The organism is Pseudomonas sp. IT-93MI4, assembly GCF_949767635.1.
Classification (GTDB): Bacteria; Pseudomonadota; Gammaproteobacteria; order Pseudomonadales; family Pseudomonadaceae; genus Aquipseudomonas; species Aquipseudomonas putida_A.
In genome coordinates, this window is record NZ_CATKPP010000033.1 from 254,456 (window position 1) to 280,366 (window position 25,911).

Annotated in this window: 20 protein-coding genes and 1 pseudogene; 11 read left to right on the forward strand and 10 right to left on the reverse strand. The window is 59.1% G+C overall.

All coding sequences use genetic code 11. From position 1 onward, the window contains the following. Nucleotides 1-69 precede the first annotated feature (69 nt). Complete coding sequence (gene fecA / locus ACM6I7_RS15720) at nucleotides 70-2,400, forward strand: TonB-dependent Fe(3+) dicitrate receptor FecA (RefSeq protein WP_414888850.1); 2,331 nt, start codon at nucleotides 70-72, stop codon at nucleotides 2,398-2,400. Between the two features lie 213 nt (nucleotides 2,401-2,613). Here fecA and ACM6I7_RS15725 read toward each other — a convergent pair whose 3' ends face one another. Together ACM6I7_RS15725 and ACM6I7_RS15730 are read right to left on the reverse strand one after the other, a co-directional pair. After that, the gene (locus tag ACM6I7_RS15725) at nucleotides 2,614-3,018 is read right to left on the reverse strand and encodes an HPF/RaiA family ribosome-associated protein (RefSeq protein ID WP_027610895.1); all 405 of its coding nucleotides are present in this window, start codon (nucleotides 3,016-3,018) and stop codon (nucleotides 2,614-2,616) included. Between the two features lie 200 nt (nucleotides 3,019-3,218). Beyond that, a complete protein-coding gene (locus tag ACM6I7_RS15730; RefSeq protein WP_007914183.1) occupies nucleotides 3,219-4,166 on the reverse strand; it encodes a LysR substrate-binding domain-containing protein in 948 nt (315 codons plus the stop codon). A 135-nt stretch (nucleotides 4,167-4,301) separates the two neighbouring features. Here ACM6I7_RS15730 and ACM6I7_RS15735 point away from each other — a divergent pair, with 135 nt between their 5' ends. The 3 genes from ACM6I7_RS15735 to ACM6I7_RS15745 all read left to right on the forward strand — a co-directional run bounded on the left by ACM6I7_RS15735 (nucleotide 4,302) and on the right by ACM6I7_RS15745 (nucleotide 7,679). Further along, nucleotides 4,302-5,678 (forward strand): L-serine ammonia-lyase, encoded by a 1,377-nt coding sequence (locus ACM6I7_RS15735; protein WP_115988184.1) that lies wholly within the window; start codon nucleotides 4,302-4,304, stop codon nucleotides 5,676-5,678. An 86-nt stretch (nucleotides 5,679-5,764) separates the two neighbouring features. Beyond that, nucleotides 5,765-7,066: an HAAAP family serine/threonine permease gene (locus ACM6I7_RS15740; RefSeq protein ID WP_096795389.1), complete on the forward strand. Its 1,302-nt coding sequence runs from the start codon at nucleotides 5,765-5,767 to the stop codon at nucleotides 7,064-7,066. Between the two features lie 295 nt (nucleotides 7,067-7,361). Beyond that, nucleotides 7,362-7,679, forward strand: coding sequence for a DUF3509 domain-containing protein (locus tag ACM6I7_RS15745; protein ID WP_095139557.1), 318 nt, complete (start codon nucleotides 7,362-7,364; stop codon nucleotides 7,677-7,679). Here the strand turns inward: ACM6I7_RS15745 and ACM6I7_RS15750 are convergent. Both ACM6I7_RS15750 and ACM6I7_RS15755 read right to left on the reverse strand, forming a co-directional pair. Beyond that, on the reverse strand, nucleotides 7,676-8,176 hold the full coding sequence (locus ACM6I7_RS15750; protein WP_003221775.1) for a phosphate-starvation-inducible protein PsiE: 501 nt from the start codon (nucleotides 8,174-8,176) through the stop codon (nucleotides 7,676-7,678). The two genes, ACM6I7_RS15745 and ACM6I7_RS15750, sit on opposite strands and share 4 nt — an antisense overlap. Nucleotides 8,177-8,501: 325 nt before the next feature. Next, the gene (locus tag ACM6I7_RS15755) at nucleotides 8,502-9,221 is read right to left on the reverse strand and encodes an autoinducer binding domain-containing protein (RefSeq protein ID WP_027610892.1); all 720 of its coding nucleotides are present in this window, start codon (nucleotides 9,219-9,221) and stop codon (nucleotides 8,502-8,504) included. A 155-nt stretch (nucleotides 9,222-9,376) separates the two neighbouring features. Between ACM6I7_RS15755 and ACM6I7_RS15760 the strand changes: the two genes are divergently transcribed. The 5 genes and pseudogenes from ACM6I7_RS15760 to ACM6I7_RS15780 form a co-directional block, all read left to right on the forward strand. Continuing rightward, nucleotides 9,377-9,931 (forward strand): acyl-homoserine-lactone synthase, encoded by a 555-nt coding sequence (locus ACM6I7_RS15760; protein WP_097090418.1) that lies wholly within the window; start codon nucleotides 9,377-9,379, stop codon nucleotides 9,929-9,931. Between the two features lie 156 nt (nucleotides 9,932-10,087). Continuing rightward, nucleotides 10,088-11,332, forward strand: a complete 1,245-nt coding sequence (locus ACM6I7_RS15765; RefSeq protein ID WP_115990443.1) for an AfsA-related hotdog domain-containing protein — start codon at nucleotides 10,088-10,090, stop codon at nucleotides 11,330-11,332. Continuing rightward, on the forward strand, nucleotides 11,329-12,477 hold the full coding sequence (locus ACM6I7_RS15770; RefSeq protein ID WP_414888851.1) for an NADH:flavin oxidoreductase: 1,149 nt from the start codon (nucleotides 11,329-11,331) through the stop codon (nucleotides 12,475-12,477). The genes ACM6I7_RS15765 and ACM6I7_RS15770 overlap by 4 nt, the downstream gene beginning before the upstream one ends. Nucleotides 12,478-12,490: 13 nt before the next feature. Continuing rightward, the gene (locus tag ACM6I7_RS15775; protein WP_115986654.1) at nucleotides 12,491-13,261 is read left to right on the forward strand and encodes an SDR family NAD(P)-dependent oxidoreductase; all 771 of its coding nucleotides are present in this window, start codon (nucleotides 12,491-12,493) and stop codon (nucleotides 13,259-13,261) included. A gap of 187 nt (nucleotides 13,262-13,448) precedes the next feature. After that, nucleotides 13,449-13,703 (forward strand): annotated as a pseudogene (locus tag ACM6I7_RS15780) (YebG family protein); the annotation flags it as partial. A 181-nt stretch (nucleotides 13,704-13,884) separates the two neighbouring features. Here the strand turns inward: ACM6I7_RS15780 and ACM6I7_RS15785 are convergent. Then, nucleotides 13,885-14,904 (reverse strand): Glu/Leu/Phe/Val dehydrogenase family protein, encoded by a 1,020-nt coding sequence (locus ACM6I7_RS15785; RefSeq protein WP_047597781.1) that lies wholly within the window; start codon nucleotides 14,902-14,904, stop codon nucleotides 13,885-13,887. A gap of 172 nt (nucleotides 14,905-15,076) precedes the next feature. On the opposite strand from ACM6I7_RS15785, the gene ACM6I7_RS15790 reads away from it, so the two are divergent. After that, complete coding sequence (locus ACM6I7_RS15790) at nucleotides 15,077-15,880, forward strand: SirB1 family protein (protein ID WP_183785877.1); 804 nt, start codon at nucleotides 15,077-15,079, stop codon at nucleotides 15,878-15,880. A gap of 183 nt (nucleotides 15,881-16,063) precedes the next feature. On the opposite strand, the gene ACM6I7_RS15795 is transcribed toward ACM6I7_RS15790, so the two are convergent. The 4 genes from ACM6I7_RS15795 to hmgA form a co-directional block, all read right to left on the reverse strand. Continuing rightward, complete coding sequence (locus ACM6I7_RS15795; RefSeq protein ID WP_414888852.1) at nucleotides 16,064-17,434, reverse strand: MFS transporter; 1,371 nt, start codon at nucleotides 17,432-17,434, stop codon at nucleotides 16,064-16,066. A 161-nt stretch (nucleotides 17,435-17,595) separates the two neighbouring features. Then, the gene (gene maiA / locus ACM6I7_RS15800) at nucleotides 17,596-18,231 is read right to left on the reverse strand and encodes a maleylacetoacetate isomerase (protein ID WP_414888853.1); all 636 of its coding nucleotides are present in this window, start codon (nucleotides 18,229-18,231) and stop codon (nucleotides 17,596-17,598) included. Nucleotides 18,232-18,243: 12 nt separating this feature from the next. Next, the gene (gene fahA / locus ACM6I7_RS15805; RefSeq protein ID WP_134785459.1) at nucleotides 18,244-19,548 is read right to left on the reverse strand and encodes a fumarylacetoacetase; all 1,305 of its coding nucleotides are present in this window, start codon (nucleotides 19,546-19,548) and stop codon (nucleotides 18,244-18,246) included. Between the two features lie 3 nt (nucleotides 19,549-19,551). After that, a complete protein-coding gene (gene hmgA, locus ACM6I7_RS15810; RefSeq protein ID WP_414888854.1) occupies nucleotides 19,552-20,856 on the reverse strand; it encodes a homogentisate 1,2-dioxygenase in 1,305 nt (434 codons plus the stop codon). A 165-nt stretch (nucleotides 20,857-21,021) separates the two neighbouring features. On the opposite strand from hmgA, the gene ACM6I7_RS15815 reads away from it, so the two are divergent. Continuing rightward, nucleotides 21,022-21,807, forward strand: coding sequence for an IclR family transcriptional regulator (locus tag ACM6I7_RS15815; protein ID WP_103369124.1), 786 nt, complete (start codon nucleotides 21,022-21,024; stop codon nucleotides 21,805-21,807). A gap of 30 nt (nucleotides 21,808-21,837) precedes the next feature. Here ACM6I7_RS15815 and ACM6I7_RS15820 read toward each other — a convergent pair whose 3' ends face one another. Next, nucleotides 21,838-25,320, reverse strand: a complete 3,483-nt coding sequence (locus ACM6I7_RS15820) for a dermonecrotic toxin domain-containing protein (protein ID WP_414888855.1) — start codon at nucleotides 25,318-25,320, stop codon at nucleotides 21,838-21,840. Nucleotides 25,321-25,911: the final 591 nt, after the last annotated feature.

Genomic DNA, 25,911 nt, shown 5'->3' on the forward strand with positions numbered 1-25,911 from the left:
CCGTTTTTCAGATCTGGCGTGACAGAGAAGGAAAGCCCCCTTGATTCAACCTTCTCAGGATCAACCTTCATGCACCCCACCCGTCTCACGCCACTGGCCCGCCGCCTGCGCAACCTCTTACTGGGCGCCAGCCTGAGCTTCAGCGCCCTACCGGTCATGGCTGCCGAAACCAAGGTTTACCACATCGCTCCGGCGTCGCTGGAAAACGCCCTCAACCAGTTTGGTCGTGAAGCCGGCGTGCTGATTTCCTTCGGCTCGCAGATCACCCGAGGCGTGCAAAGCCGTGGCCTCGAAGGCAGCTACAGCACCGCAGAAGGCCTCGATGCATTGCTCGAAGGCACCGGCCTGCAAGCTCGCGCCGAAGGCAACAATGCCTTCAGCCTGCAACCGGTCGGCGACACGGCGCTGGAGCTGGACACCTCGAAGGTCGTCGGTGACTGGCTCGGTGAAGCGGCGCAGGTCAACGTGTTCGAACACCCCGGCGCCCGCGATGTGATCCGCCGCGAAGACTTCGAACGTCAAGGCGCGACTCAGGCGCGCGACGTGCTCAACCGCATCCCCGGGGTCAATGCCCCGGAAAACAACGGCACCGGCAGCCACGACATGGCGCTGAACTTCGGCATTCGCGGTCTCAATCCGCGCTTGGCCGCGCGCTCGACCGTACTGATGGACGGCATTCCCGTGCCGTTCGCACCGTACGGCCAACCGCAGTTGTCGTTTGCGCCGATCAGCATGGGCAACATGGATGCCGTGGACGTGGTGCGTGGCGGCGGCGCCGTGCGTTACGGCCCGCAGAACGTTGGCGGGGTGGTCAACTTCGTAACCCGTGCCATCCCGGATGAGCCGACGGTCAAGGGTGGTTTCCAGACGGAGACCAGTCCGTCGTCGAGCCATGACGGCTTCAAGACCAGCGCCAACCTGCTGGCCGGCGGCACCAACGAAAATGGTCTGGGCGGCGCGCTGCTTTACTCCGGCACCCGTGGCGGTGACTGGCGTGAACACAGCGACAGCGAAATCGACGACCTGATCCTCAAGGGCAAATATCAGCTCGACGAGGCCAACAGCTTCAACGCCATGGCCCAGTATTACGAAGGCAAGGCCGACATGCCCGGCGGCCTCAGCGTTGCCGATTACAACGCCGATCCGTATCAGTCGACACGCCTGAAAGATCAGTTCTGGGGCCGTCGGACGATGTTCAACTTCGGCTATCGCTATCAGGAAGATCGCCGCGAATTCACCGCCAACACTTTCTTCACCAAGACCCTGCGCAGCGGTTATCTGGATCAGGGCAGTTTCCTCTCGCTGTCACCGCGCGAATATTGGGTACGCGGTTTCGAAACACGTTTCGCCCAAGGCTTCGACCTCGGCCCGACCAGCCATGAAGTAGGCGTCGGTTACCGCTACATCAACGAGGCCGGCCACGAGTTGCGCTATCGCACGCCGATCAGCAGCAACCAATACCCGACTACCGACAGCCGCAACGACCGCGACACCCGCGGTGGCACCGAAGCCAATGCGTTGTTCGTCGACGATCGCATCGACATCGGCAAATGGACCATCACTCCGGGCGTGCGCTACGAGATGATCGAGTCGCAGCAGACCAACAACCTGACCGACGTCAAATACAAGGGCGACTACAACACCGCGCTGCCGGCGCTGAACGTGCTGTATCACCTGAGCGACAGCTGGAATCTGTACGCCAACACCGAAGGTTCGTTCGGCAGCGTGCAATACAGTCAGATGCCCAACCGTGTGAGCAGCGGCGAAGTCAAACCGGAGAAGGCCCGCACCTGGGAACTCGGAACCCGTTATGACAACGGCACCCTGCGCGCGGAAATCGGTGCGTTCCTGATCAACTTCGACAACCAGTACGAAAGCAACCAGACCAACGATTCGGTGATCGCCCGGGGCGAGACCCGCCATCAGGGCATCGAGACCAGCGTCAACTACGCGCTGGATGACTTGAGCCCGGCACTCGCCGGTTTCGATGTGTACGCCACTTATGCCTATGTTGACGCGACCATCCGTGAGGACGGGCCAAATAAGGGCAATCGCGTGCCGTTCTCGTCGAAACACAAAGGCACGATTGGCGTCGGTTACACCGAAGGCCCGTGGAAACTCAATGTCGACAGCAGCTTCCAGAGCGACCAGTTCGCCGACAATGCCAACACCTCCAGGGAAAGCGCCGACGGCAGCACCGGCAAGATCCCCGGCTACATGCTGTTCAGCAGCCGCGCCGGTTATGACTTCGGCCCGCAATTGTCGGATCTGAACGTGGCGGTGGGGGTGAAGAACATTTTCAACACCCAGTATTTCACCCGCTCGTTTGATGACAACAATAAAGGCAAGTACGTGGGTGAACCGCGCACGGTGTATGTGCAAACTTCTGTAGCTTTCTAATAAAACTGTGGCGAGGGAGCTTGCTCCCGCTCGGCTACGGAGCAGCCGTAAATCCTGCTGATACAGTCTGGCTGTTGAACGCCGTGCAGGTATTGGGGCCGCTTCGCAGCCCAGCGGGAGCAAGCTCCCTCGCCACACTGTTCAGCAACACAAACAAAAACGGGCCTGCTTGCGCAGGCCCGTTCTCATGGGGTGGCTTGAAAAATCAGCGCATCAACTGTTGATCGCTGCCTGCTCATTCTCCAGAAACTCTTCTTCCAGCAGTGCGTCATTCGCCTTGCTGAATGGCACGATGGCGGCGCGGGGCTTGCCTCGCAGTTTGCCAAACAGGTGCTCCAGCGCGTGCTCCAGTTTTTCGGCTGCACCGTCGATCGCCTGTTCCAGCGAATCGGCTTTATGGGTGACGGAAATCGGTTGATGGCCTTTTGGCCGCGCTTCCAGTTGGCAGCGCAAGTCATGGGGACCTGGTTTGTCGCCGTTCTCGTCGCTCAGGTGGACTTCGACACGGGTCAGGTCTTCTTCATAACGTTCGAGCGTGCTCTCAATAGTTGTACGTACCCACTCCTCCAGTCGCTTACTGCTTTGAATATGGTTATCGCTGTTGACTTGGATTTGCATAGTTCATCCCTTATTTCAGCTAGCTCGCCAGAGGCCTTGAATTGGATTTCCTGACCTCCTGGTTACAACAATCGGCCCGACTGACGAACATTTCAACCCCTGAAAAAAGATAAATATTCATTCGCAAAAAAAGCCGGACAACCGAGCAAGTCACTGGTAAGGTCGGGAGTTGGGTCGCCTCGCAACCCTGCAAAATCTGCTCACAATTGCCCGTCGTTCAACGGGTGCAAGCTGCGGAAAATCCCCGCTTCCTCCACCAGCCAGTCATGCACCGCACGCACGCCCGGATGGCTCAACGCCCCCGGCGCATACAGCAGCACGTAGCGTTTGTGGTTGGGCACCGACAGGCCGAACGGCACAATCAACGTCCCGCGCTCCAGTTCATCGTTGAGCAACGTGCGCCGGGCAATCGCCACACCCATACCGGCGATCGCCGCTTCGATGGTCAGGTGATTGCGATTGAACGTGTGCCCACGCCGTACGTCGGCGCCTTCAAAGCCAATCGCGTTGAGATAAAACTCCCATTCCGCGTATTCATAACTGCCGCGCCAGGCGGTGATGTCGTGCAACAACGGGAAATGCACCAGATCCGCCGGCCCGTGCAGCGGCGGGCGTCCGCGCAGCAAACTCGGCGCACACACCGGGAAAATCTGCTCATCGAGCAAGGCTGTGGATAACAGCCCCGGATAGCTGCCGTCGTTCAGATCGATTGCCAGATCGAAATCGCCCTCGTGCAACGGCACGCTGCTGTCCTCGGCCACTAGGCGCAACTGAATGTCGGGATAACGCTGTTGCAGACGCGGCAAACGCGGGGTCAGCCATTTGCTGAGGAACGACGGAATCGAGCGCACCCGCAGAATCCCGCTGATCATCCCCGCATCCAGTCGACGCAGTTCAGCATCGATGCTGCCGTAGGCCTCATTGACCGTGATGGCCAACCGCTGGCCTTCCGCACTCAACTCCACACCCCGCGCCCGTCGGTGGAACAGGCGAAAACCGAGGCGCTCTTCCAGCTGGCGAATCTGCTGGCTGACCGCCCCCGGAGTGATGTGCAGCTCTTCAGCGCAACGGGTGAACGACAGGTGCCGCGCGGCACAGGAAAACACCTGCAGCCAGACGTAGGTCTGGGCATGCAATTGACGACTCATTGTTTAGTCCTGCTAAAGGCTTTCTTAGGAAGTTTCGTTGGTCACGTAGATCTGACGTAGGCAGTATCGCCGACATTGCGCTTGTCCTACAAAAAATGGCAGCGATTCCTACTCCATTGCTTGTAAGGGTTTAGCATGGCTATCAGTGTTTTCGATCTATTCAAAGTCGGCATCGGTCCGTCCAGTTCCCACACCGTCGGCCCGATGCGCGCCGCCGCGACCTTCGCCCAGGCGCTGATCGAGCAACGCTTGCTCAACGATGTGCGTCGCGTGGAAATCCGTTTGTACGGTTCGCTGTCGGCCACCGGTGTCGGCCACGCCACCGACCGCGCGACGGTCATGGGCCTGATGGGCGAATGGCCGGACAGCATTGATCCGGCGACCATCGATCCACGCATCCGGCAAATGCGCGAAAGCGGCCTGTTGCTGCTGGCCGGCCAGAGAGAAATTTCCTTCAACTGGCAGCACGATCTCCTGCTGCTCGACGAAAGCCTGCCCTACCACCCCAACGCCATGTCGCTGACAGCCTTTGGCGAAAGCGCCGAGCTGTTCACACAAACGTACTACTCGATTGGCGGCGGTTTCATCATCGAAGCGGCGGAAGCCGAGTCCGGTGTGGCGCCGGCCGGCGACGTGGTGTTGCCGTACGATTTTTCCAGCGCCGCCGAACTGCTGAGCCTGTGTAAAACCCACAACCTGCGAGTCTCAGAGCTGATGATGGCCAACGAACGGGCCTGGCGCAGCGACGCCGAAATCCGTAACGGCTTGCTGCACATCTGGTCGGTGATGCGCGAGTGCGTTGAGCAGGGCCTGCGCCACGAAGGCATCCTGCCCGGTGGTCTGAACGTACCGCGCCGCGCGGCGAAACTGCACCGCAGCCTGCTGGAAATCGGCAAGCCGAACGTGATCAGTTCGACGCTGTCGGCGATGGAGTGGGTCAACCTGTTCGCCCTCGCCGTCAACGAAGAGAACGCTGCCGGCGGGCGCATGGTCACCGCGCCGACCAACGGCGCGGCCGGGATCATTCCGGCGGTGCTGCACTACTACATGAAATTCAATCCGGACGCGTCTGACGATGACGTCGTCGCTTTCTTCATGGGCGCCGCCGCCGTCGGCATTCTGTGTAAGAAAAATGCCTCGATCTCCGGCGCCGAAGTCGGCTGCCAGGGCGAAGTCGGTTCGGCCTGCGCCATGGCCGCGGCGGGCCTCGCTGAAGTGCTCGGCGCAACCCCGGAGCAACTGGAAAACGCCGCTGAAATCGGCCTGGAACACAACCTCGGCCTGACCTGCGACCCGGTCGGCGGCCTGGTGCAGGTGCCGTGTATCGAACGCAACGCCATCGCCGCGGTGAAGGCGATCAACGCCACGCAAATGGCCCTGCGCGGCGATGGCAAACACTTCATTTCCCTCGACCGGGTGATCCGCACCATGCGCGATACCGGCGCCGACATGCACGACAAATACAAAGAGACTTCACGGGGCGGCCTGGCTGTGAACTGGGTGGAATGCTGACGCGCGTTCCCTGACCGTCCCGGCGGGCCGCAACTTGCGGCCCGCCAACCGTGAGCCCGAGCAAAAATAATAACGAGGCAAAAACGATGACCGATGTACGTACACCTGCTGCCGAAAATCCCGCTGTAGATCGCACACGCAACACCGAAATAGCCCACAAGGGCTGGAGCAAATCCGACACCACCTGGATGCTCGGTCTGTATGGCACCGCCATCGGTGCCGGCACTTTGTTTCTGCCGATCAACGCCGGTGTCGGCGGCTTCTGGCCATTGTTGATTCTGGCGTTGCTGGCGTTCCCGATGACCTTTTTCGCCCACCGGGGCCTGACCCGCTTCGTCTTGTCCGGGCGTTCGGGCGACATCACCGAAGTCGTTGAAGAACATTTCGGCATCGGTGCCGGCAAGCTGATCACCCTGCTGTACTTCTTCGCGATCTTCCCGATCCTGCTGGTGTACAGCGTTGCACTGACCAACACCCTGAGCAGTTTTCTCGAACATCAATTGCACATCGCGCCGCCACCTCGGGCAATCCTGTCGCTGGTGCTGATCCTTGGCCTGATGGCGATCGTGCGCTGCGGGCAGAACGTGATCGTCAAAGCCATGAGCGTGCTGGTCTATCCGTTCGTCGCCGCGCTGCTGTTGCTCGGCCTGAGCCTGATCCCCAACTGGAACGGCGCGTTCTTCGCCAGCGCCAAGGAAGCGATGCCGCTGTCGACGTTCCTCAAGACCCTATGGCTGGCGATCCCGGTGATGGTGTTCTCGTTCAACCATTCGCCGATCATCTCCGCCTTCGCGGTTGACCAGAAGCAGCGCTACGGCGCCGAGGCCGAACGCAAGAGCAGCGGCATCCTCGCCATGGCCCACGGGATGATGGTGGTGACGGTGATGTTCTTCTGCTTCAGCTGCGTACTGGCGCTGTCGCCGGCCGATCTGGCAGCAGCGAAGGCGCAGAACATTTCGATCCTGTCGTACCTGGCCAACCACTTCCAGACCCCAGTCATCGCCTACGCCGCACCGCTGATTGCGCTTGTGGCAATCACCAAATCCTTCCTCGGCCACTACATCGGCGCCAGCGAAGGCTTTCAGGGCATGATCGTCAAGAGCCTGCGCGGCCGTGGCAAGGTGATGTCGGCGAGCTGGCTGAACCGTGCGACCGCGCTGTTCATGATCCTCAGCTGCTGGGCCGTGGCGACGTTCAACCCGAGCATCCTCGGCATGATCGAAACCCTCGGCGGGCCAGTGATTGCCTGCCTGTTGTTCCTGATGCCGATGTACGCCATCCGCCGTGTGCCAGCCTTGCGCCAGTACTCGGGCCAGGTGTCGAACGTGTTCGTGGTGCTGATCGGCCTGATTGCACTGTCGGCGATCATCTACTCGGTTCTGCCCTGAAACGGGCCACAAATGACAAAGGCGAGCCATGGGCTCGCCTTTTTTATGCCGTATCCATTGTCCAACAATTTTCCCGGCATGCCCCTTGCAAATCCCCTGTAGGAGCTGCCGCAGGCTGCGATCTTTTGATCTTCATGACCGAAGTCAAAACAGCTCAGATCAAAAGATCGCAGCCTGCGGCAGCTCCTACATAAAGCAACAACACAGGCCACGGAATCGCCGATGATCAGGTATTGCGAACCAACCCGATCACGGCCGGTCAACAACTGCACGTTCAATCAGGCGGTGACGCATCATGGACAACCCTTTTCAGATCATTACCGATGCCTTCGCGCCGGACTATCAGATCAACCTGAGCATTCAGGGGCTGGACGGCAGCATCATGCTGACCCTGTCCAACAGCGGCCGGATCGTCGCCAAACGGATGATCAGCGCCGAACAGCGCAACGATCCGGTACGGCTCAAGCGGCTGGTGCAAAGCATTCAGTTCGGCATCGCCATCGAGCAAGGCCATAGCGCCATGGCGATCCTCGAAGCAATGACCAGCGGCGGCGGGCTGCCCCCGCCACCGCAGCAGAGCAACGGCCAGCCTCGGCCGTCGATGGGCCTTTAAAGCTCGCCCTTCTCGATCTCGGGGTGTTCACCGGAGCCGGCGCCGAGCTTGCGTTGCGGTTTTTCGATCTTCACCGACGGAAATTGCGACGAGGCGTAACGCACCACCAGGATCGAGAACGCCAGCAGCAGAATGCCGCCGCACAGGTAGATGATGCCCATGTCCGGCGGGTTGTGGTGCGAAACGTTGGAGATCAGCAGGCGGGTCAGCGCAGTGATCGCCACGTAGATCAGGAAGCGCACCGGCATGTGGTTGGTCTTGAAGTAAATCCCGACCATCGCCCCCAGTTCCAGATAGATGAACAGCAACAGAATGTCATCGATCTTGATGTGGCCTTCTTCGAGCATGCCGAGAAATTCCATCACCGCCGCCCATGCGGTCACCGCACCAATGGCGAACAGCGCCAGGTAGTGGAAGGTCTCGACGAACAGGTTGCCCAGGGACTCGGCCAGTTGATGCACGTTTTGCCGCAGTTTCTCGGCCCAGTTGATTTTCACGATGATGTTCCTTAGCCCGATGCGAGCGGATGATGCCGGTTGGACGTGACGGTTTTCCGTATGCGCTATGCGCCATGCAGAAACGAGGCCACGCATCATGGCGAGCCGGCATGAAACCTGCGCCGTGGCGTTTGGTCGCACCGTTGAGCAGGCACCGTCGACAGGAATGTTTGTGACGCTATAACTGAAGTTTCTTGATGAATTCGTTACGCTTGAAAAGGCATTAGCTTATAAATGAAATATTATTAATCGGGAAAATCTGTGAACTCGCGCACAAACACTCCGGTTATTCACCAGTTAGTTATCCAATAAATGACCAGGGTAATTATTTCCACAGCAGCCCCATCAGCGAAGCTTTAACTGCAGCGGCGATCTTGTTTTGGCAACCGAGTTTTTTCAGGCAATGGTTAATATGGAAGTTTACTGTCCTTTTGCTGATGCCGAGGATCACCGAAACATCGTCCGATGACTTTCCGTCAGCGGTCCATTGCAGGATTTCCTTTTCCCTCTGCGACAGTTCTATCGGTACCGGGAGCACCGAATCGGCGCCGCGCATCTGCAGGCGCGTCAGCCCCAGGTGAGTAATCTGGGCCAGCCAGGACAGCTGCGCCTGTTTGGTTTCGAGTTCCTGCGCGGTGATCGTCCCGCTGCCCCGGGCAAAGGTCACCAGCCCTTGAGTTTCGCTATTGAGCAGCGTCTGCCCCCAGCCCTCCGAGAGCCCGTGAGCCTGCGCATCCTGCCAGAATTCGGGCATCTGAGCCTTGAGTTCAGCGTCCCACAGCACCGGTTTCACGCTGCGCATTGCGCGCTGGACGTAAGGATCGATGTCCAGGTAACGATTGGCGGAATAGGCAGCTTGCCAGGCGGGCGAATAATTATTGGCGAGAAAAAGACAAGGTTTGGTGATGGGGAAAAGTCGGCGTGACCCGTAAGCCACATAATCAAACTCCAACTGCCTGGCGACGGTCTTGATACTGTCGAACAACAACTCGACATCCGTTGCAGACATGGCGTTTTCCAACAGTTCAGCCTGCCAATATGACATAGAGATTCCTTTCCCACAGTTAATGCTGTCGGCCTCTTGCCAACATGCCTAGCATATTTCCAAATGTTTCCGCTAGCTGTCAAGGGTGACAGGTAGTATGCGAGCGCAGTGTGCACTTTAATCGCCACCCAACCAATCACTAAACGGAATCTGTGATGGATTACTTGTCAGGACGTTATGACGAGTTGACGACACTAAAGCGTCAACGCTTGGCTCAATATCGCTATCAGGTGTTCGTCGAACGCCTCGGCTGGCAATTATCCACGCCGGACGATTTCGAATTCGACCAATTTGATCACAGCGGCACTCACTACATTGTCGCCGAAGAGCACGACGGCAACATCAAGGGATGCGCCCGCCTGCTGCCCACCACCCAGCCGTATCTGCTGAGTGAAGTATTCACTTCGTTGCTCGGCGACAAGCCTGCCCCGTGCGGCGATGACATCTGGGAGCTGTCGCGCTTCACCTCACTGGACCTCGATGCCGAGGGCGGTAAAAACGAACAGGTGATGTCCGACGAAAACACCGTTGGCCTGTTCATGGCCACGCTGGAGTACGCCCGAACCTGCGGCGTTTCACATCTGGTGTCAGTGTCCCCGGTTGCCATCGGACGCCTGCTCAGACGTGGCGGCATCGACTACAAATGGCTGGCGCCGCTGCAGGTTCTGGACAACCGAACCCTGGGCGCCTGCTACATCACGGTGCAGTAACCCTGCCCGACACTCGATAACAAGAAAACAAGAAAACAAGAAAACACATCAACTGAAGCTGCTGATACGCGTCGAGCAGCACCTTTGGGTGTGGGTCGATTTCACGCCATGGATAGCAACTGCCTTACAACCAACGTTCAACACAGAGGGATGATCATGATCGACATGCACAGGAAAGTTGCCAAAGACATCGTCCACAAAGGCCACGATGACGACGTGCTGATTTACGACGCTCACCACTTGCTGCCGGCCTGGCTGCCGGCCGCCGTCGTGCAACGGGCGAACCTTGATCCAATGGATCTGGAGATCGTCAATCAGGCCTATCGGCTGGACAGCGAACGTCTGGTGCTGCGCTCGCTGCCAACCATCATTGACCTGGAAGAGCTCGAACAGGCAGGCCTGTCGGACTGTCTGCCGGAACTGCTGACGAATTACGAAAAGGCCACCGACCACCTGATCCTCAGCGGCATCTGGGTGCTGGAAAGCACCGAAGCCAAACTGGCTCGACTGCCCGGTTGCGGCAACGGCCTGAGCCTCGATCAGCGCCGGCAGGTACATGATGTCCTGAAAAACCTGGACGGCTGCCCGCAGCAGGGTCTGCTCTATTTCACCCTGTTCAACGACACCGCCAATTACTTTTTCTACCGCAAGCACCACGAACACGTGCCCGGCCTGATGCTGATCGAAGCGGCACGCCAGGCGATGTACGCGCAGTTCTACGAGCACAGCGGTTATGCCCGCGGTGAGGTGTCGATTTCCATCGTTGATCTGCTGTCGAGTTTTCCCCGTTACACCGAGTCTTCGTTTCAGGTGGATGTGCTGGTTGGCGACTACGAAGGCATGGCCCAGCCGCGGGCGCGCAAGGTCGACAAGCGTGCGCGATTCTTCCAGCGGGGCGAGCTGGTGGCCGACATTCGCCTGCACGGTGAAGTGATCAAGATGCCGGTGTTCAAGCGCATGCGGAACATCAACATCGACCCCGCCTGCTGGTTCCGTCCGCTCAAGGGCATCCGCCATGAAGTGCTGGTGCGCCTGGATTCCGGACGTCACCTCTCCGCCCGCCTTGAGCTGCTGTCGATGGCCGGCCTGCAAGTGCAATGCGACAGCCCGCTCGAGGCTTCCGAGCGCGGACACGTCTACCTGTACCTGGAAAACGAAGGGATGATCAGCCTGCCGTTGCAATCGCTGCACGCCAGCGACGCGACAAAGGCCGGCACGCTCAAACTGCACCTGGCAGAGCTGGATTCGCCGTTGCGCTTCAAGTGGCGCGAAGTGCTCAAACAGTTCGCTTACTTCTCCCACGAAGAAACCGCGCCGGTTCCGGCGCCCGTCCTCGGCCAACCGTTGTGGATGACCTTCGACCAGGCTTCGGCGATGCCCGAACAAAGGAAGGAAGCATGATGCCGCGCTATCCCCACGTGCTGGAGCCGCTGCGGCTGGCCGGCGGGCTGGAGTTGCGCAATCGGCTGTTCTTCGCGTCGATGGGCGTGGACCTGGCCGATCACAGCGGGTGTGTGACGCCCGCCATGATCGAGTTCTATCAGGGCATCATGGAGGGCGGTTGCTCCATGGCGTTTCTGTGCAACGCCACGGTCTCGCCGCAGTCGCGTTTACAGAGCACCGGGCTCGGCCTGTTCGAGGAGCATCAGGGCGAATCGCTCAAGGCGATGTTCGCGATGGCCGAGCAGGTCAACACGCCGGTGGGTGTGCAATTGCAGCATTACGGCGGTCAGGGCACCACCACGCACACCGGCGTTGCCGTGCTGACCCCGAGCGGCGTGCCCTGCCCGCGCGTGTCGAAACTCGACCCGGACTACCGCGTGCGGATCATGGACGAAAGCGACATCGCCCTGGTGATCGAGCAGTTCGCCCATTCCGCCTGGCTGGCCTGGACCAACGGCGCGCGGCTGGTGCAGTTGCAGGCGTCCAACGGCTACCTGCTGAGCAGCTTTCTCTCGCCGCACACCAACAAGCGCACCGACCGATATGGCGGCAGCGAAGAGAACCGCGCGCGGCTGTTGCTCGACGTGGTCAGGGCCATCCGCGAGCGCACCCAGGGCCAACTGATCGTCACTATTCGTCTGGGCATCGACGACCGTCTGGGCGCTGAAGGGCTGCAATATCCGGACCTCAAGGAAACCGTGCAGGCGCTCTGTCAGGCCGGCGTTGCCGCGCTGGAATGTTCGATGTGCATGGGCGCGACGTTCGGCCAGTTGATTGTGCATTCGGAGACTATGGACCATTACCTGCAAGCCGGAGTGCGGGCGATCAAGTCGGTGTCGACAGTACCGGTGGGTTACGCCGGTTTCATCGACGGTCTGGACAAGGCCGAGCAGTTGCTCGCCGACGGCGTATGCGATTGGGTGGGTATGTCGCGGGCGCTGTTTGCCGACAACGACCTGATCAACAAAACCCTGCAAGGCCGCTCCGCCGACATCCACAAATGCCGATGGGACAGCCAGTGCTTCAGTGACAAAAGCAATCCGCGACTGGATCGGGTGTATTGCTGCGTGAACCCGAAATATTTACGCCCCGCGTTGGCATAAGGAGATGCGACATATGTACGATTTTCTGGGAAAAGTGTGCCTGGTCACCGGCGGCACCAGCGGCATCGGCGAGACCGTCAGCGAACGCCTGATCAAGGCCGGCGCCGATGTGATCGTATTCGGCCGGGACGAAGAAAAAGGCGCGGCGCTGGCCGATCGACTGGGTGAGCACTGCCGCTTCATAGCCTGCGATGTCGGCGACCCGGCGCAGGTCGAGCAGGCGTTCGCGACCATTCGTTCGGTCTACGGCCGCCTCGATTGCGCGTTCAACAATGCCGGCGTGACCGCCAAGTACGGGGCGCTCGCGCAATCGTGCCCGGATGACTGGATGAAGGTGATGAATATCAACGTCAACGGCACCTACCACTGCATGCGCCATGAACTGCAGCTGATGCTCGAGCGCGGCACCGGGGCGATCGTCAACACCTCATCCTGTGCCGGGGTGGTGCCGATTGGCGGCCAGGTGGCCTATGTCGCCAGCAAGCAGGCGATCAACGGCATGACCCAGGTGGCGTCGATCGAAAACGCGCGGCTGGAAGAAGGCGGCTGCATTCGGGTCAATGCGGTCGCCCCGGGGCCGATCCTCGGCGGCATGAACAACGAGGCACGCCTGAAAGCCGCACCGGAAAACACCCAGCGCAAAATCAACGTGACGTCGATGAAACGCTTCGGCACGGCGGACGAAGTGGCCAACGCGGTGCTCTGGCTGCTCAGCGATCAATCCGCATACGTCACGGGTGTGATCATGCCCATCGATGGGGGTTACGCCAGCGGCAAGTTCTGAAATCAAATAAACCAACGACCCGCCGTGTGCGGGTCGTTTTGTTTGAGGCGCGTGCATCAGGAAAAATGCCGAATCCGGTCTACATTGAAAAGCCACTACCCAAAGCGCAGGGATTCGCTTATCCTTTCGCTGTATATAAATACAGTAGTCGCTAAGACAACTAATGTGAAGGCATGTGAGGTGGTGAATGGCCGTCGAAGTGGTATACCGCAGCAGCCGAGATCTGGAGCGCTTGTTCATGGATAAAGCCGAAGCTGACCGTCATGACAAAATGCTCGAACTGGCCGAGATGCTGTCCGAAGTGTTGCAAAAAGCCGTGCCGTCGCTGAACGAGCAGCAGGTTGAAGAAGTCGGAATCTACATGGCGAAGAACCGCGATGTGTTCGCCAAGGCCTTCAAGAGCCAGCCTGATGCGCTGTCGGAGCTGATCAATGCACCGGCCGAGCCAGTGGCTGAAGAGACTGGGCCGGCAGAATCCGATGAAGCACCGGTCAAACCGGCAAAAGCGGCGAAAGCTGCCAAGTAACAACGTTTGAATCGAAAAGATCGCAGCCTGCGGCAGCTCCTACATATGGAATGCGTATTCCCTGTAAGAGCTGCCGCAGGCTGCGATCTTTTGCTTTTCAGCGATACAGGACTTTTTCCGCCAACTCATCCGCCACCCGCGCCGGCGAGCGCTTCTCGGCCTGCGCATGGGCAAACACCTCGGTCAGCCGCGAAGAAATCTTCGACAGGTGCGCAGTAATCGTCCCCAGCTCTTCGCCGCGATGCTTGAGCGAGACATAAATCAACCCGCCCGCATTGATCACGTAATCCGGCGCATACAGAATCCCGCGTCGCTCCAGTTGATCAGCCACATCCAGATGCGTCAGTTGATTGTTCGCCGAACCGGCCACCGCCGAACAGCGCAGTTGCGTCACCGTGTGGCTGTTGAGCACACCACCCAGGCCGCACGGCGCAAGGATGTCGCAGGGTGTGCTGAGCAAGGCGTCGTTGGCGATCGGATGTGCGTTGAGCTGTTCCATCGCCAGTTGCACCTTGCCGTGGTCGATGTCGCTGACCAGCAACTCGGCGCCCGCCGCATGCAGTTGCTCCGCCAGCGCATATCCGACATTGCCCAAGCCCTGAATCGCCACGCGCAAGCCTTCAAGATTGTCGCTGCCCAGCCGCGCCATGGCGGTGGCGCGAATCCCGGTGAACACGCCCATCGCCGCATGCGGCGCCGGGTCGCCGGCCGAGGTGGTGCTGGTGACATGCTGGGTCTGCTGGGCAATGCAATCCATGTCCGCCACCGAAGTGCCGCTGTCGATGGCGGTGATGTAGCGACCGTCGAGCTGCTCGATGCAGCGGCCAAACGCTTCGAACAGCGCGGCGCGGTTTTCCACATGCGCCGGGCGCACGATCACCGCCACCCCGCCGCCCTGATCGAGCCCGGCCAGTGCCGCCTTGTAGCTCATGCCCTGCGCGAGGCGTATGGCATCCTCGACTGCGGATTCGTCGTTGGGATAGGCAAGATAACGGCAACCGCCCAGGGCAGGCCCGAGGCGACTGTTATGAATGGCAATGACCGCCTTCAACCCGGTGACCGGGTCAACGCTGAGGTGCAGCGATTCCAGGCGAGTGCTTTGCATGAGAGCGAACATCGGCAGGCTCCCGAATCACTTCTGGTAGACGCCAGTATAGGCTTGCGCCCAAAAATTGCTGAAGCGCACCGGAATAAGCGCCCGCTTCGACGGCGACTTTGCGGCATAACCTGGCCGGTACTGGACGAATGGCGCGGACGGGGCTAAAACGAGGCATTCCCCGGAGATTTCGATGAGTCCGCGCCAACGCTTTTTCGATTGTCTGCACCGTTCACCGCCCGCGCTGTTCGAAGCGGCGCTGTGGATGGCTGCCGAGCACGAAAAAGGCCTCGATGTAGAAGCGCTGCAACAGGACTTCAAGGAGCTGCAACAGCGCGTCAGCTACGGCTTGCCAATGCTGCCAGTCAGCGAACTGGCGCAACCGTTGCTGCGGCGGTTGAATGATCTGGGCTTCTCTCAGGACGATTTTCTGCCGCTACGCCCACAGGTCGCGTTGTTGCACAAAGTGTTGCAGACCCGCCGCGGCCAGCCGCTGACCCTGTCCCTGATTGCTCTGGAACTGGCCCGTGGTCTGGAGATTCCGCTGGTCGGGGTGAACTTCCCCGGGCATTTCCTGCTGCGGGTGCCCGGTGCAGATCACCTGCTGGATCCCTGCGGCGGTCGGCGGCTGTACCCCAATGACTGTCGCGAGTTGTTGCAACGTCAGTACGGCGCGCACCTCAAACTCAATGCCGACCATCTGGCCACCGCCAGCCCAGAGCAGATGCTCCAGCGCCTGTCACGCAACCTGCGGCAGTTGCATCTGGCCCATGAGGATTACATCGCCGCGCTGATCGATGCTGAACGCGTGCTGGAACTGGGCGGTGCCAGCGCCGCCGATTATCTGGCCCGCGCCAGCCTGTATCAACGGCTTGATTGCCCGAACGCCGAGCGCTTCGACCTGGAACATGCGCTGCTGCTCAGCGACGATCCGATCCAGCGCCTGCGCCTGACTGAACGGCTTGGGCACCTGCCGCCGAATTCAGTCGTCCACTAATCCCTGTGTGGGAGCGAGCTTGCTCGCAAAGCGTGGTGTCAGCGATGAATGCATCGAAGCCTGGATCGCCTTCGCGAGCAAGCCCGCTCCCACAGGGTTCAGCGTGGCCCCATTCTTCTGCATCACAACGATCCCTTGTGGGAGCGTGGCTTGCCCGCGAAGCAGGCGCCACCGTTGTTCCTGTCAGACTGCGTTATCGTTCTTCGCGAGCAAGCTCGCTCCCACATTGGATTGCGGGATATCTGAAGGCGAGCGCACCTGGATGATTAGCAGCGCCGCAATGACCGCCGGTATCGCGCAGAAGAAGAAAATCTGCGTCACCGGAATGTGCATCGCCAGCAGCATGCTGCCGAACAGCGGCCCGAGGATCGAACCGAAGCGCCCTACCCCCAACGCCCAGCCCGTGCCCGTGGCCCGCACATGCGCTGGGTAGAAGTTGCTGGCGAAGGCGTTCAGCGTCAGTTGCCCACCGATGATGCAGAACCCGGCGGCAAACACGCAGGCCACCAGATAACGTGGATTATCGTGGTTCAAACCCAGCAGAATCGTGCACAGCGCCGCCCCGGCCATCACTGCGCAGAGCAGCCGCACCTTGCGTTTCAAACGGTCGGCGAACCACGCCATGCATACTGCGCCCAAGGTGCCGGCGAACAGGAACATCGAGGTCACCAGGTTGGCTTCATTGAGTTTCAGACCGCTTTCCAGCAACAACGTCGGCAGCCAGCTGATCATGAAATACAACAGAATCAGGCTGACAAAAAACGTCGCCCAGATCAGCAGGGTCGGGCGCGCATAACCGTTGCGGAACAGCTCGACCACGGTCAATTTGCTGCCCTGCTCGCGCTTGTTCTGTTCGACGGACGCGGCCGGCGGTTGCCAGTCCGGCAGCATTCGCGCGGTGACTTTGCGCAGGCGCGCATAGGGCGGTGCATCGCGCAGCAGACGTGGCAGCGACTCCGGCAGCATCCACCACAGGAACGGGAACAGCAGCAACGGCGTGACACCACCGGCAAGGAACACCGCTTGCCAGCCAAAGCGGTCGATGAAGCCCGCAGCAACAAAACCACCCGCCGCACCGCCAAACGAAAACCCACAAGCGGCCAGCGTCACCATCAAGGTGCGCAGACGAGGCGGTGAATATTCCGACATCAAGGCCATGGCACTGGGCATCGCCCCGCCCATGCCGATGCCGCAGATGAAGCGCGCGATCATCAAGGTGTTCAGAGAATCGGCGAACACCATCAACACCGTCAGGCTGGCGTAGATCAACACGCAGGCGAGCAGGATCCGCCGTACGCCGAAGCGATCGGCCAGCGGCGTCACCGCGAGCGAACCAAGGGTCAGGCCCAACAGGTTGGCACTGAAAACCGGCCCGAATGCGGCTTTCTCCAGCCCCCAGTCCTGAGCCAGAGCCGGCACCACGTAACCGAGCACCTGGGCGTCATAGCCGTCGGTGACCAGCAGCAAGGCGAGCAGGATCAGCAATAACCACTGATAGCGGGACACAGGACGGACGTCGAGTGCCGCGCGAAAGCTGGCAATCTGGTTGTGCATCGCAAGGTACCTGTTTTGTTTTTATGATTTTTTTGGCGGGCGCCGAATCTCCCCTGTGGGAGCGGGTTTGCTCGCGAAAGCGGTGTATCAGTCAGCTTCCCGGTACCTGACACTCCGCTTTCGCGAGCAAGCCCGCTTCCACATTGGGGCAAGGTGAAGCTTTAAGGGGTATCCGGCTGGTTCGCCGGATGCGCCTTGATGAACGCCGGATGCTCAGCCGCCAACGCCGCCACTCGACAAATCCGCGGATAAGCCTCCAGCGAAACACCGAAGCGCTCCGCCGCATACAACTGCGGAATCAGATAAACATCCGCCACACACGGCCACTCACCGAAACAGAAACCGCTGTCACCGATCAATTGCTCGACGGCCGCCAGCCCCTGACTGATCCAGTGCGCGATCCACTCCACCACCTGCGGCTCTTCGTGGCCCAACTGACGCAGGCGATTGAGCACGCTGACGTTATGCAGCGGATGCACATCGCAGCCGATCACCGCCGCCACACCGCGCACATGAGCACGGGCAGCGAGATCTTCGGGCAGCAGTGGCAGCTGTGGATAACGCTCTTCCAGGTACTCGATGATCGCCGGCGACTGAATCAGCAGCTCGCCGTCATCGGTGCGCAGGGCCGGCACCCGGCCCTGCGGATTGATCGCCAGATACGCCGGCTGGCGATGCTCACCTCCCGACGGCGCGATCAGATTGACCGGCAACGTGGTGTAGTCGAGCCCTTTCAGCGCTAGCGCGATACGCACCCGATACGACGAGGTGGAACGGTAATAGGTGTAGAGATCCATGATCCGCTCCTGTCAGCGCGCCGCCAGCACTTTGCCGCGGCATTCGCCGAAGCCGATCGAGGCAAAACCGTCACGGGCGCAGCGCGCACGCAGAATGATTTCGTCGCCGTCTTCGAGGAATTTGCGCACTTCGCCGGAGGCCAGTTCGATCGGCTTTTTACCGCCCTCGGTGATTTCCAGCAGGCTGCCGAACTGACCGCTTTGCGGACCGGACAAGGTGCCCGAACCGAACAAGTCACCGGCCTGCAACTGGCAGCCGTTGACGCTGTGGTGCGCGACCATTTGCGCGACGGTCCAGTACATGTAGCGAGTGTTGCTCAGGGTCAGGCGATGGGCCGGCAGATTCTGTTCGCGCATGGCTTCGGTGAGCAGCAGCACTTCCAGTTCGATGTCGAAGGCGCCGCCATCTTGATCACGTTTGTCGAACAGGTATGGCAGCGGCTGCGGATCACCTTCCGGGCGCGCAGGTTGCGCCATGCGGAATGGCTCCAGCGCTTCGGCCGTCACCACCCATGGCGAAACACTGGTGATAAAACTCTTGGAGAGGAACGGGCCGAGTGGCTGGTATTCCCAGGCCTGGATATCGCGGGCCGACCAGTCGTTGAGCAGGCAGAAACCGGCGATGTGTTCGGCGGCGTCACCGATGGCAATCGGCTCGCCCATGTCGTTGCCCTGACCGATCCAGATGCCCAGTTCCAGCTCATAGTCCAGACGGGCGCAAGGGCCAAAAGTCGGCTCGCTGGCACCGGCTGGCAGGGTCTGGCCTTTCGGCCGGCGCACGTCGGTGCCGGAGGCGCGCACGGTGGAGGCGCGACCGTGATAACCGATCGGCACATGCTTGTAGTTCGGCAGCAGCGGGTTGTCCGGGCGGAACAGTTTGCCGACGTTTTGCGCGTGTTCGATGCCGACGTAGAAGTCGGTGTAGTCGCTGATGCGCGCCGGCAGGTGCATCTGACAATCGGCAGCCAGTGGCAGCAGTTTTGCGCCTTGGGCTTCGATGGCGCCGCGATGAGTGCTGCCCTCGCCGAACAATTCCAGCAAGCGGCTGCGCAAGGCTACGCGGGCTTCGCGACCGAGGTCGAAGAAGGCGTTCAGCAGACCGCCGTGCATGGCTTCGACCGCGCTGCGTGCCGGGCCGTCGAACAGGCCGGCTTCAAGCGCCACCTGCAGATCGAAAATATGTTCACCGATCGCCACGCCCGCGCGCGGCGCCGAGCCGCCAGTGCTGAACACACCGAGCGGCAGGTTCTGCAGCGGGAAATCCGCGTGGCCATTGGCCGAAGCAACCCAGCTGCGGGTAATGGAAGTCTGAGTCATGGGTTATCTCCGGGTCGGGTCGAACGTGGCGGGCAGCGTGGCCCAGCAGGCGTCGTATGTGGATTGCAGTTGCGTGCAGTCGAGGGCGAAGCGGCTTGGGCGCAGTACCTGACTGGTCTCGAACATGAAGGCCATGGTGTTGTCGATCTTCGCCGGTTTGAGTTCCGCGTTGATCGCTTTGGTGCAGGTTTCGCCATCCGGGCCGTGGGCGCTCATGCAGCTGTGCAGCGAGGCACCGCCGGGCACGAAGCCTTCAGCCTTGGCGTCGTATTCGCCCTGGATCAGGCCCATGAATTCGTTCATCAGGTTGCGATGGAACCACGGCGGACGGAAGGTGTTCTCGGCGACCATCCAGCGTGGCGGGAAGATCACGAAGTCGAGGTTGGCCAGACCGTGCACGCTGGTCGGCGAGGTCAGCACGGTGAAGATCGACGGATCCGGGTGATCGAAGCTCACGGTGCCGATGGTGTTGAAACGGCGCAGATCATATTTGTACGGCACGTTGTTGCCGTGCCAGGCGACCACGTTCAGCGGCGAATGATCGAGCTCGGTGCCCCACAACTGGCCGAGGAATTTCTGCACCAGCGTCGTCGGCTGCTGCAGGTTTTCATAAGACGCGACCGGCGCGAGGAAATCCCGTGGATTGGCCAGGCCGTTGCTGCCGATTGGCCCCAGGTCCGGCAGGCGCAGCGGCGCGCCGTGGTTCTCGGCAACGTAACCGCGCGCCTGCGGATCAAGCAGCTCGACGCGGAATTTCAGGCCACGCGGCAGCACAGCAATTTCCAGCGGCGCGACTTCGAGCACGCCGAGTTCAGTGGCAATTCGCAGCCGCCCCAGTTGCGGCACCAGCAGCAGTTCGCCGTCGGCGTTGTAAAACACCCGCTCCATCGAACGGTTGGCGGTGTAGTTATAGATGCTGATGCCGGCTGGTTTTTCCGCCGCCGAATTGGCCACCATGCCAACCAGACCGTCGATGAAATCAGTCGGCTCGGCCGGGATATCCAGAGGATTCCAGCGCAGGCGATTGGGCGTCACTTCACCCAACGGGCCGCCGGCCAGTTGCCGCTCCAGTTTGACGAACGCCGGGTGATTGGCCGACGGCTGGATCCGGTACATCCAGGTACGCCGGGCTTCGCTGCGGGTCATGGTAAACGCAGTGCCGGAGAGCAATTCGGTATAGAGGCCGTACGGGGCTTTTTGCGGGGAGTTCTGGCCGATGGGCACGGCGCCGGGCAACGCTTCACTGCTGAATTCGTTGCCGAAACCGGACTGGTACGTCAGCTCCGACGCGTTTGAATCGAGGTTCATGGAGCCTCCTGAACAGGGAGTCGGCAGTGGCCCATCGCTCTGGCTCAGAGCTTTGCGCACGCCGGGGTTGTTATTATCGTAATTCGATTACGCATAACGTAATTTGCTCGCTATCCAGCGTCAAGCTATAAAGACGCCCATTCGTTTTCGGATTCCGGCCGCACCATGGAAAAAACCAGCGACAGCAACGGCAAACAGAAAGTCCGCTCCGCCGAGGTCGGCACCGACATCCTCAAGGCGTTGGCCGAGTTGTCGCCCTCTACCTCACTATCGCGTCTGGCCGAGCATGTGCAGATGCCGGCGAGCAAGGTGCACCGCTATCTCCAGGCACTGATCGCCAGTGGTTTCGCCGAGCAGAACGCTGCCACCAACCATTACGGACTCGGCCGTGAAGCGTTGCGCGTGGGCCTGGCGGCCCTGAACAGTATGGACGTGTTGAAAGTCGCCGCCCTGCCCCTGTCCGAGTTGCGCGATGAACTGAACGAAACCTGTTTTCTGGCGGTGTGGGGCAATCAGGGCGCGACCGTGGTGCACATCGAACCGGCGGTGCGCGCGGTGACGGTGGTGACGCAACTGGGTTCGGTGTTGCCGTTACTCAGCTCGTCCACCGGGCTGGTGTTCAGTGCCTTTCTGCCGCATCGGGAAACCGATGAGTTGCGCGAGCAGGAAATCGCCGTCGCCGGCCATCCACTGGCCGATCAAAATGCCTACAGCGGTTTGTGCGAGCAGATCCGCGAACGCGGTCTGCATCATGTGCACGGCTTGTTGATGCCAGGTGTGGACGCGTTGTCAGCCCCGGTGTTCAACGCAGTCGGGCAGATCGCCGCGGTGCTGACCATCGTCGGCCCGACTTCACTGTTCCACGCTGATGAAGACGGCCCGGCGGCGCAGCGGTTACTGGCGGCGGCGCGGGCCGTGAGCTGGCGCATGGGGTATGAGCAAGCCGGTTGAGTCAGGCGATCTCCAAGCGCCAGCCCGGGATCAGCGCACGATGGTCTGGCTGATGCCGGTTACCCGATCCTTCATCAATTCAGTGAAGAAATCGATCAACTGTTGATCTGCCGCTTTATGACCCGCCGCCTCGGCGACGAATTGCGCCGCCGACCGTGCATCATCGACCAGACCGAGAAACGATCGTTGAACGTTGGTCACCTGCTTGATCACCTCTGCGCTCGCACCGGCTGTGGCCGCCTGGCCAAGCGTAAATAGTCCGATCAACGCGTCCGCGCCGTATCCCAGTGCCGCCGAGTAGTCACCGCGCCGTTGCGCCTGTGCTCCGTCGTAGACACTTTTCATCATCTGCACCGCAACGGCCACGGAGCCGATAGGCGGCACGGCGAGACTGATGACATTCACCACTTTGATCAGGCCATCGTAAACCAGTCCCGCGATAACCTCCTTCAAACTGGTGGTTCGCTCATCGATATCGCTCAATGCGCGACGCACTCTCCGATCATGGAACGTGAAGAGGTTGTTCAACTTGGCGCGTTCTTGCGTCTTGACCGGAGGCAGGGGTTTCCCGCTTGCGGCAAGATCGTCAAAATAGTCATTGATTACTTTTTGATCGACGATCGCAACCCGGTCAAAGTAGTAATCGCGCATCGGTCCATATTGGAAACGAATCGATGGAATGAAATCGTTGATGGGTCGATAGGCAACGCCATCCGGCGCATCGGGCGTATATAACCAGTCGTGGAACTGGCCGAGAACGTTCATCCGCAGGATGTAGACACCCGCAACCGTACGATCCCTCGACTTGGTCAAGCCTGTTTTCCCGATATTGAATTCGTAAAGACCTTCATCACCTTCTGCGGACGAATCATTGATCGGGTAGTGATAGACATCCTCTTTCAAACTGCCGACAACCCGTTGTAGCGCTAAAAAAATGTCAGACCCAAACCTGCCATCGATGTAGTTGGAGAGCAGATCGTAATGCATCTGACAGCGAATTTTTTTTGCGTGAACGGCGCGCTTGAATGCATAGCCAGGATGCTTCCCGTCCAGATAGTCGGTATTGAGCATTTCCGTATACCTGTCACCAGGACGGAATGTTTTCGATAACGAGGACAGATCGCGAATATCCAGTTGATCGATCGCCGGATGGCCGTCCGTCAAAAAATACCTCGGGTCATACTTGCTCGGATAAGCCGGATTGGCAGCTTCAAACGATAGCCCTTCGATGAGCAGATCCGTTACGCTTTTCTGAAAATCGTCAGTCTGGACAATAATCTGATCGGGATTGATCTCGACATTTCGTCCTCGCGAACGCAACAGACTTTCAAGGTTCTGCTTTACCGCATCGTGGGTAAAGCGTTCGAAAGAAGGGAACGCATTGTCCCTTGCCTCTACGGTGGAGAGCGCTTTCAGTTCGGTATTCAATCGAGCGTAACGTTTGCGCGGCTCAATTCCGAGATAGCGGTAAGGCGCAGGCGCAATGGTCTTGTGTAACGCCAGCTCAGACTGAAAAGCGAGATTGACGTCATTGAGCAACGGCGCTGTGCCATTGGGGAAAAGATCCGAGTATTGAGTATCCAGCTTGTACAGATAATGGGTGGAGTGACGGCTGATACCGCGCAAGGATCCGGCATCGTGCAAATAGTCCGGATGAATCAATGACGCCGCGTATTCACGATCAGCGGTCATGGCCGATTCAAACCATTTGTTCAGAGCGAGTACATCCGCAAACGCCATGAAAACGGATTTGCCTGCAGGTGTTATCAGATAAACAAGATAGTTCCGAGTCTCCGGTGCCCGAAAAACCATCACACCTTTCAAGGCGGGCCCTGGAATCTGCAGGCTCAGTTTCAATCCGCGGATAGACACCGAAAGGTCACCTGCCAACGCCCTTTCAATGACCTTCGCTTCGGTTTCACTGAAGGCGCCCGAATGGCGCGCAACGAAAAGCGCGAACTCGATGTTGCTGTGCAAGTGGTCGCGATACGCCTGTGCAAACTCCGGCGATGGATCAGTTGGAAGACTGGATACAAACTGCGAGCGCAAGTTGATGTTGTTCAACCATTGCTCAAGTGCAGCAGCGGATAGCCTGCTGCCGGACGGCAACCCGGTGAGGCTGATTTCGGCTTTATACCCCTCGTCATGCAGACCGAAGATGATGAATTCCGTCAGGGTCCGACTGTCGACCTGCTCGAGGGTGCGGCCCCCCAGTTGCATCTTGTGGACGCTGCGCACCATTATCGTCTCGGCTTCCAGTTGCTCACCCAACGCGCTCATCGCCCACTCGGAAAAACAACGCAAGACATAATCTTTAAAAGAGAAACACCTGTCGAAAACCACCCGGTAGTCAGAGTGATATTTCTCCATCGAGTGCTCAAGCTCGACGTAACGCTGCTGAAGAGCGTTACCACCGTTCTTCAGCCAGAGTGGCCATTCGGTCCGCTTGAGTTCTGCCTGCACTTGATCGAATCGACGACCGATGTCAGCACGCATCACCGACAACATCTGATTGTCCTGCAATACCCGGCTGAACGCTCGAGTCTGGCCATTGCGATCACGCATCAGACTTGCAAGCGTCTCAAGTTGTCCCTTCAAGTAAGCGTCGACACAATGAGCAGACACACTTTGCGTGGCTTTAGGGAAAGCGATTTTGCTACCGGACGCCGATACACGCGCCAGCAGCGTTGCGTGCGCGTCGATATTCCTGGCGAAGTATTCAAAGCCGTTGCCTGGCGTGTGAATGACATAACCGGTGGACTCATTGAGCAGTTTCATTTGCGGATCCGCCCGCATCGCATTATCGAGGACAAACCCCGGAACAAGCGAAGTGCGAGAGTCGGATTCAGGACTCACCACAACGTTATAAGCGCCGGCGCCGTTTTCCAGGTTCAACAAATAGCAATAGCGCGTCGCCATGCCATGATCCAGAAATCCCGCCATGGCTTTTAAAGAAAGCTCCGCTGTCAGCACAACGTTATAAGCCTGCTGCAAGGCCTGTTTATTTGTCAGTCCGGTATTTTCAGTTGTTGCGACTTTTACGGGGGCCGCCCAATATTTGCCTATCTCCGAACGCAGGCTGCTCTCCATGTTTCGCAGCGTATAAGTAATAGCCTCCTCAGCCTCGATAATACTGAAGCCCTTGACTCTCATCTCTTCGCCAACGGTATCGGGCAGGTGAAAGACACCGTCCCCGCCGCCAGCCAGATAGCTCGGCGCCACATTATTATCAAGACAATGAAGCAATACCTCAGACAGTTTCCCCGAAGGACGACGTTCAATCTCACTGGACTGATCGGTAATATTTATAAAAACATTATCGATATCGATATTCTTCTGCCGCTGCTGCAATTCTTGCTGCAATGCCTGCCGAGCAATCTGCCGAACTTTCGGGATCGCCTCAACAATAGCGAACAAATCATTCTGCGCGGCAGCGGACTTTACCCACTCAGCCCTCCAGGTTACTTCTGCACCTTCAGAACCTCGCATCAAGCTTTTGTATAACTTATCCATATTCAAGTCCTATCTTTCAAGTTCAGTGAACGCAACCCCGCATCACTGCGATAGCGAAAGATAGTTTTATTTTTAACAAACAAGAAGCGCCAGTTCATTTCAACAAATATAGATTACAAGGTATTAACCAAAACAAAAAAAACCACCTGTAAAAAATGACAAATTCACAAACAAATAATCCGCACAAAGCCTCATACAAAGTAACTAACTCAACCATCCAGAATAGACAGCGAAGCGATATATTTCCGGGCGCGAACACTTTGCGCAGTCCGTGCAGGATCCTGTGGCGCGATCAAGACTGTTGCACGCCCCGTAACAGTGCATGTCCGGAATCGCTATTTTTCCTTCGGGTTCAAATGCTTATTCTGAGCGGGCTTTCAGGCAGACGCCGCAAAGCACCAAGCCTTGGCTGCTGAGCAACTCGCGCCAGCGCTGACCGATTTCAGATGAGTCGATGCTTCGATTGATCGCCCCGGTGTTCACTGACGTTGATTTGTAGCTCCTTGATCCAACGTCTTACCTTGGCCGCTGCGTTTGTAGCGGCCTTTTTTATGGGCGAAGGCTTTACCGGCGGGATCGGTATTTGCGGGG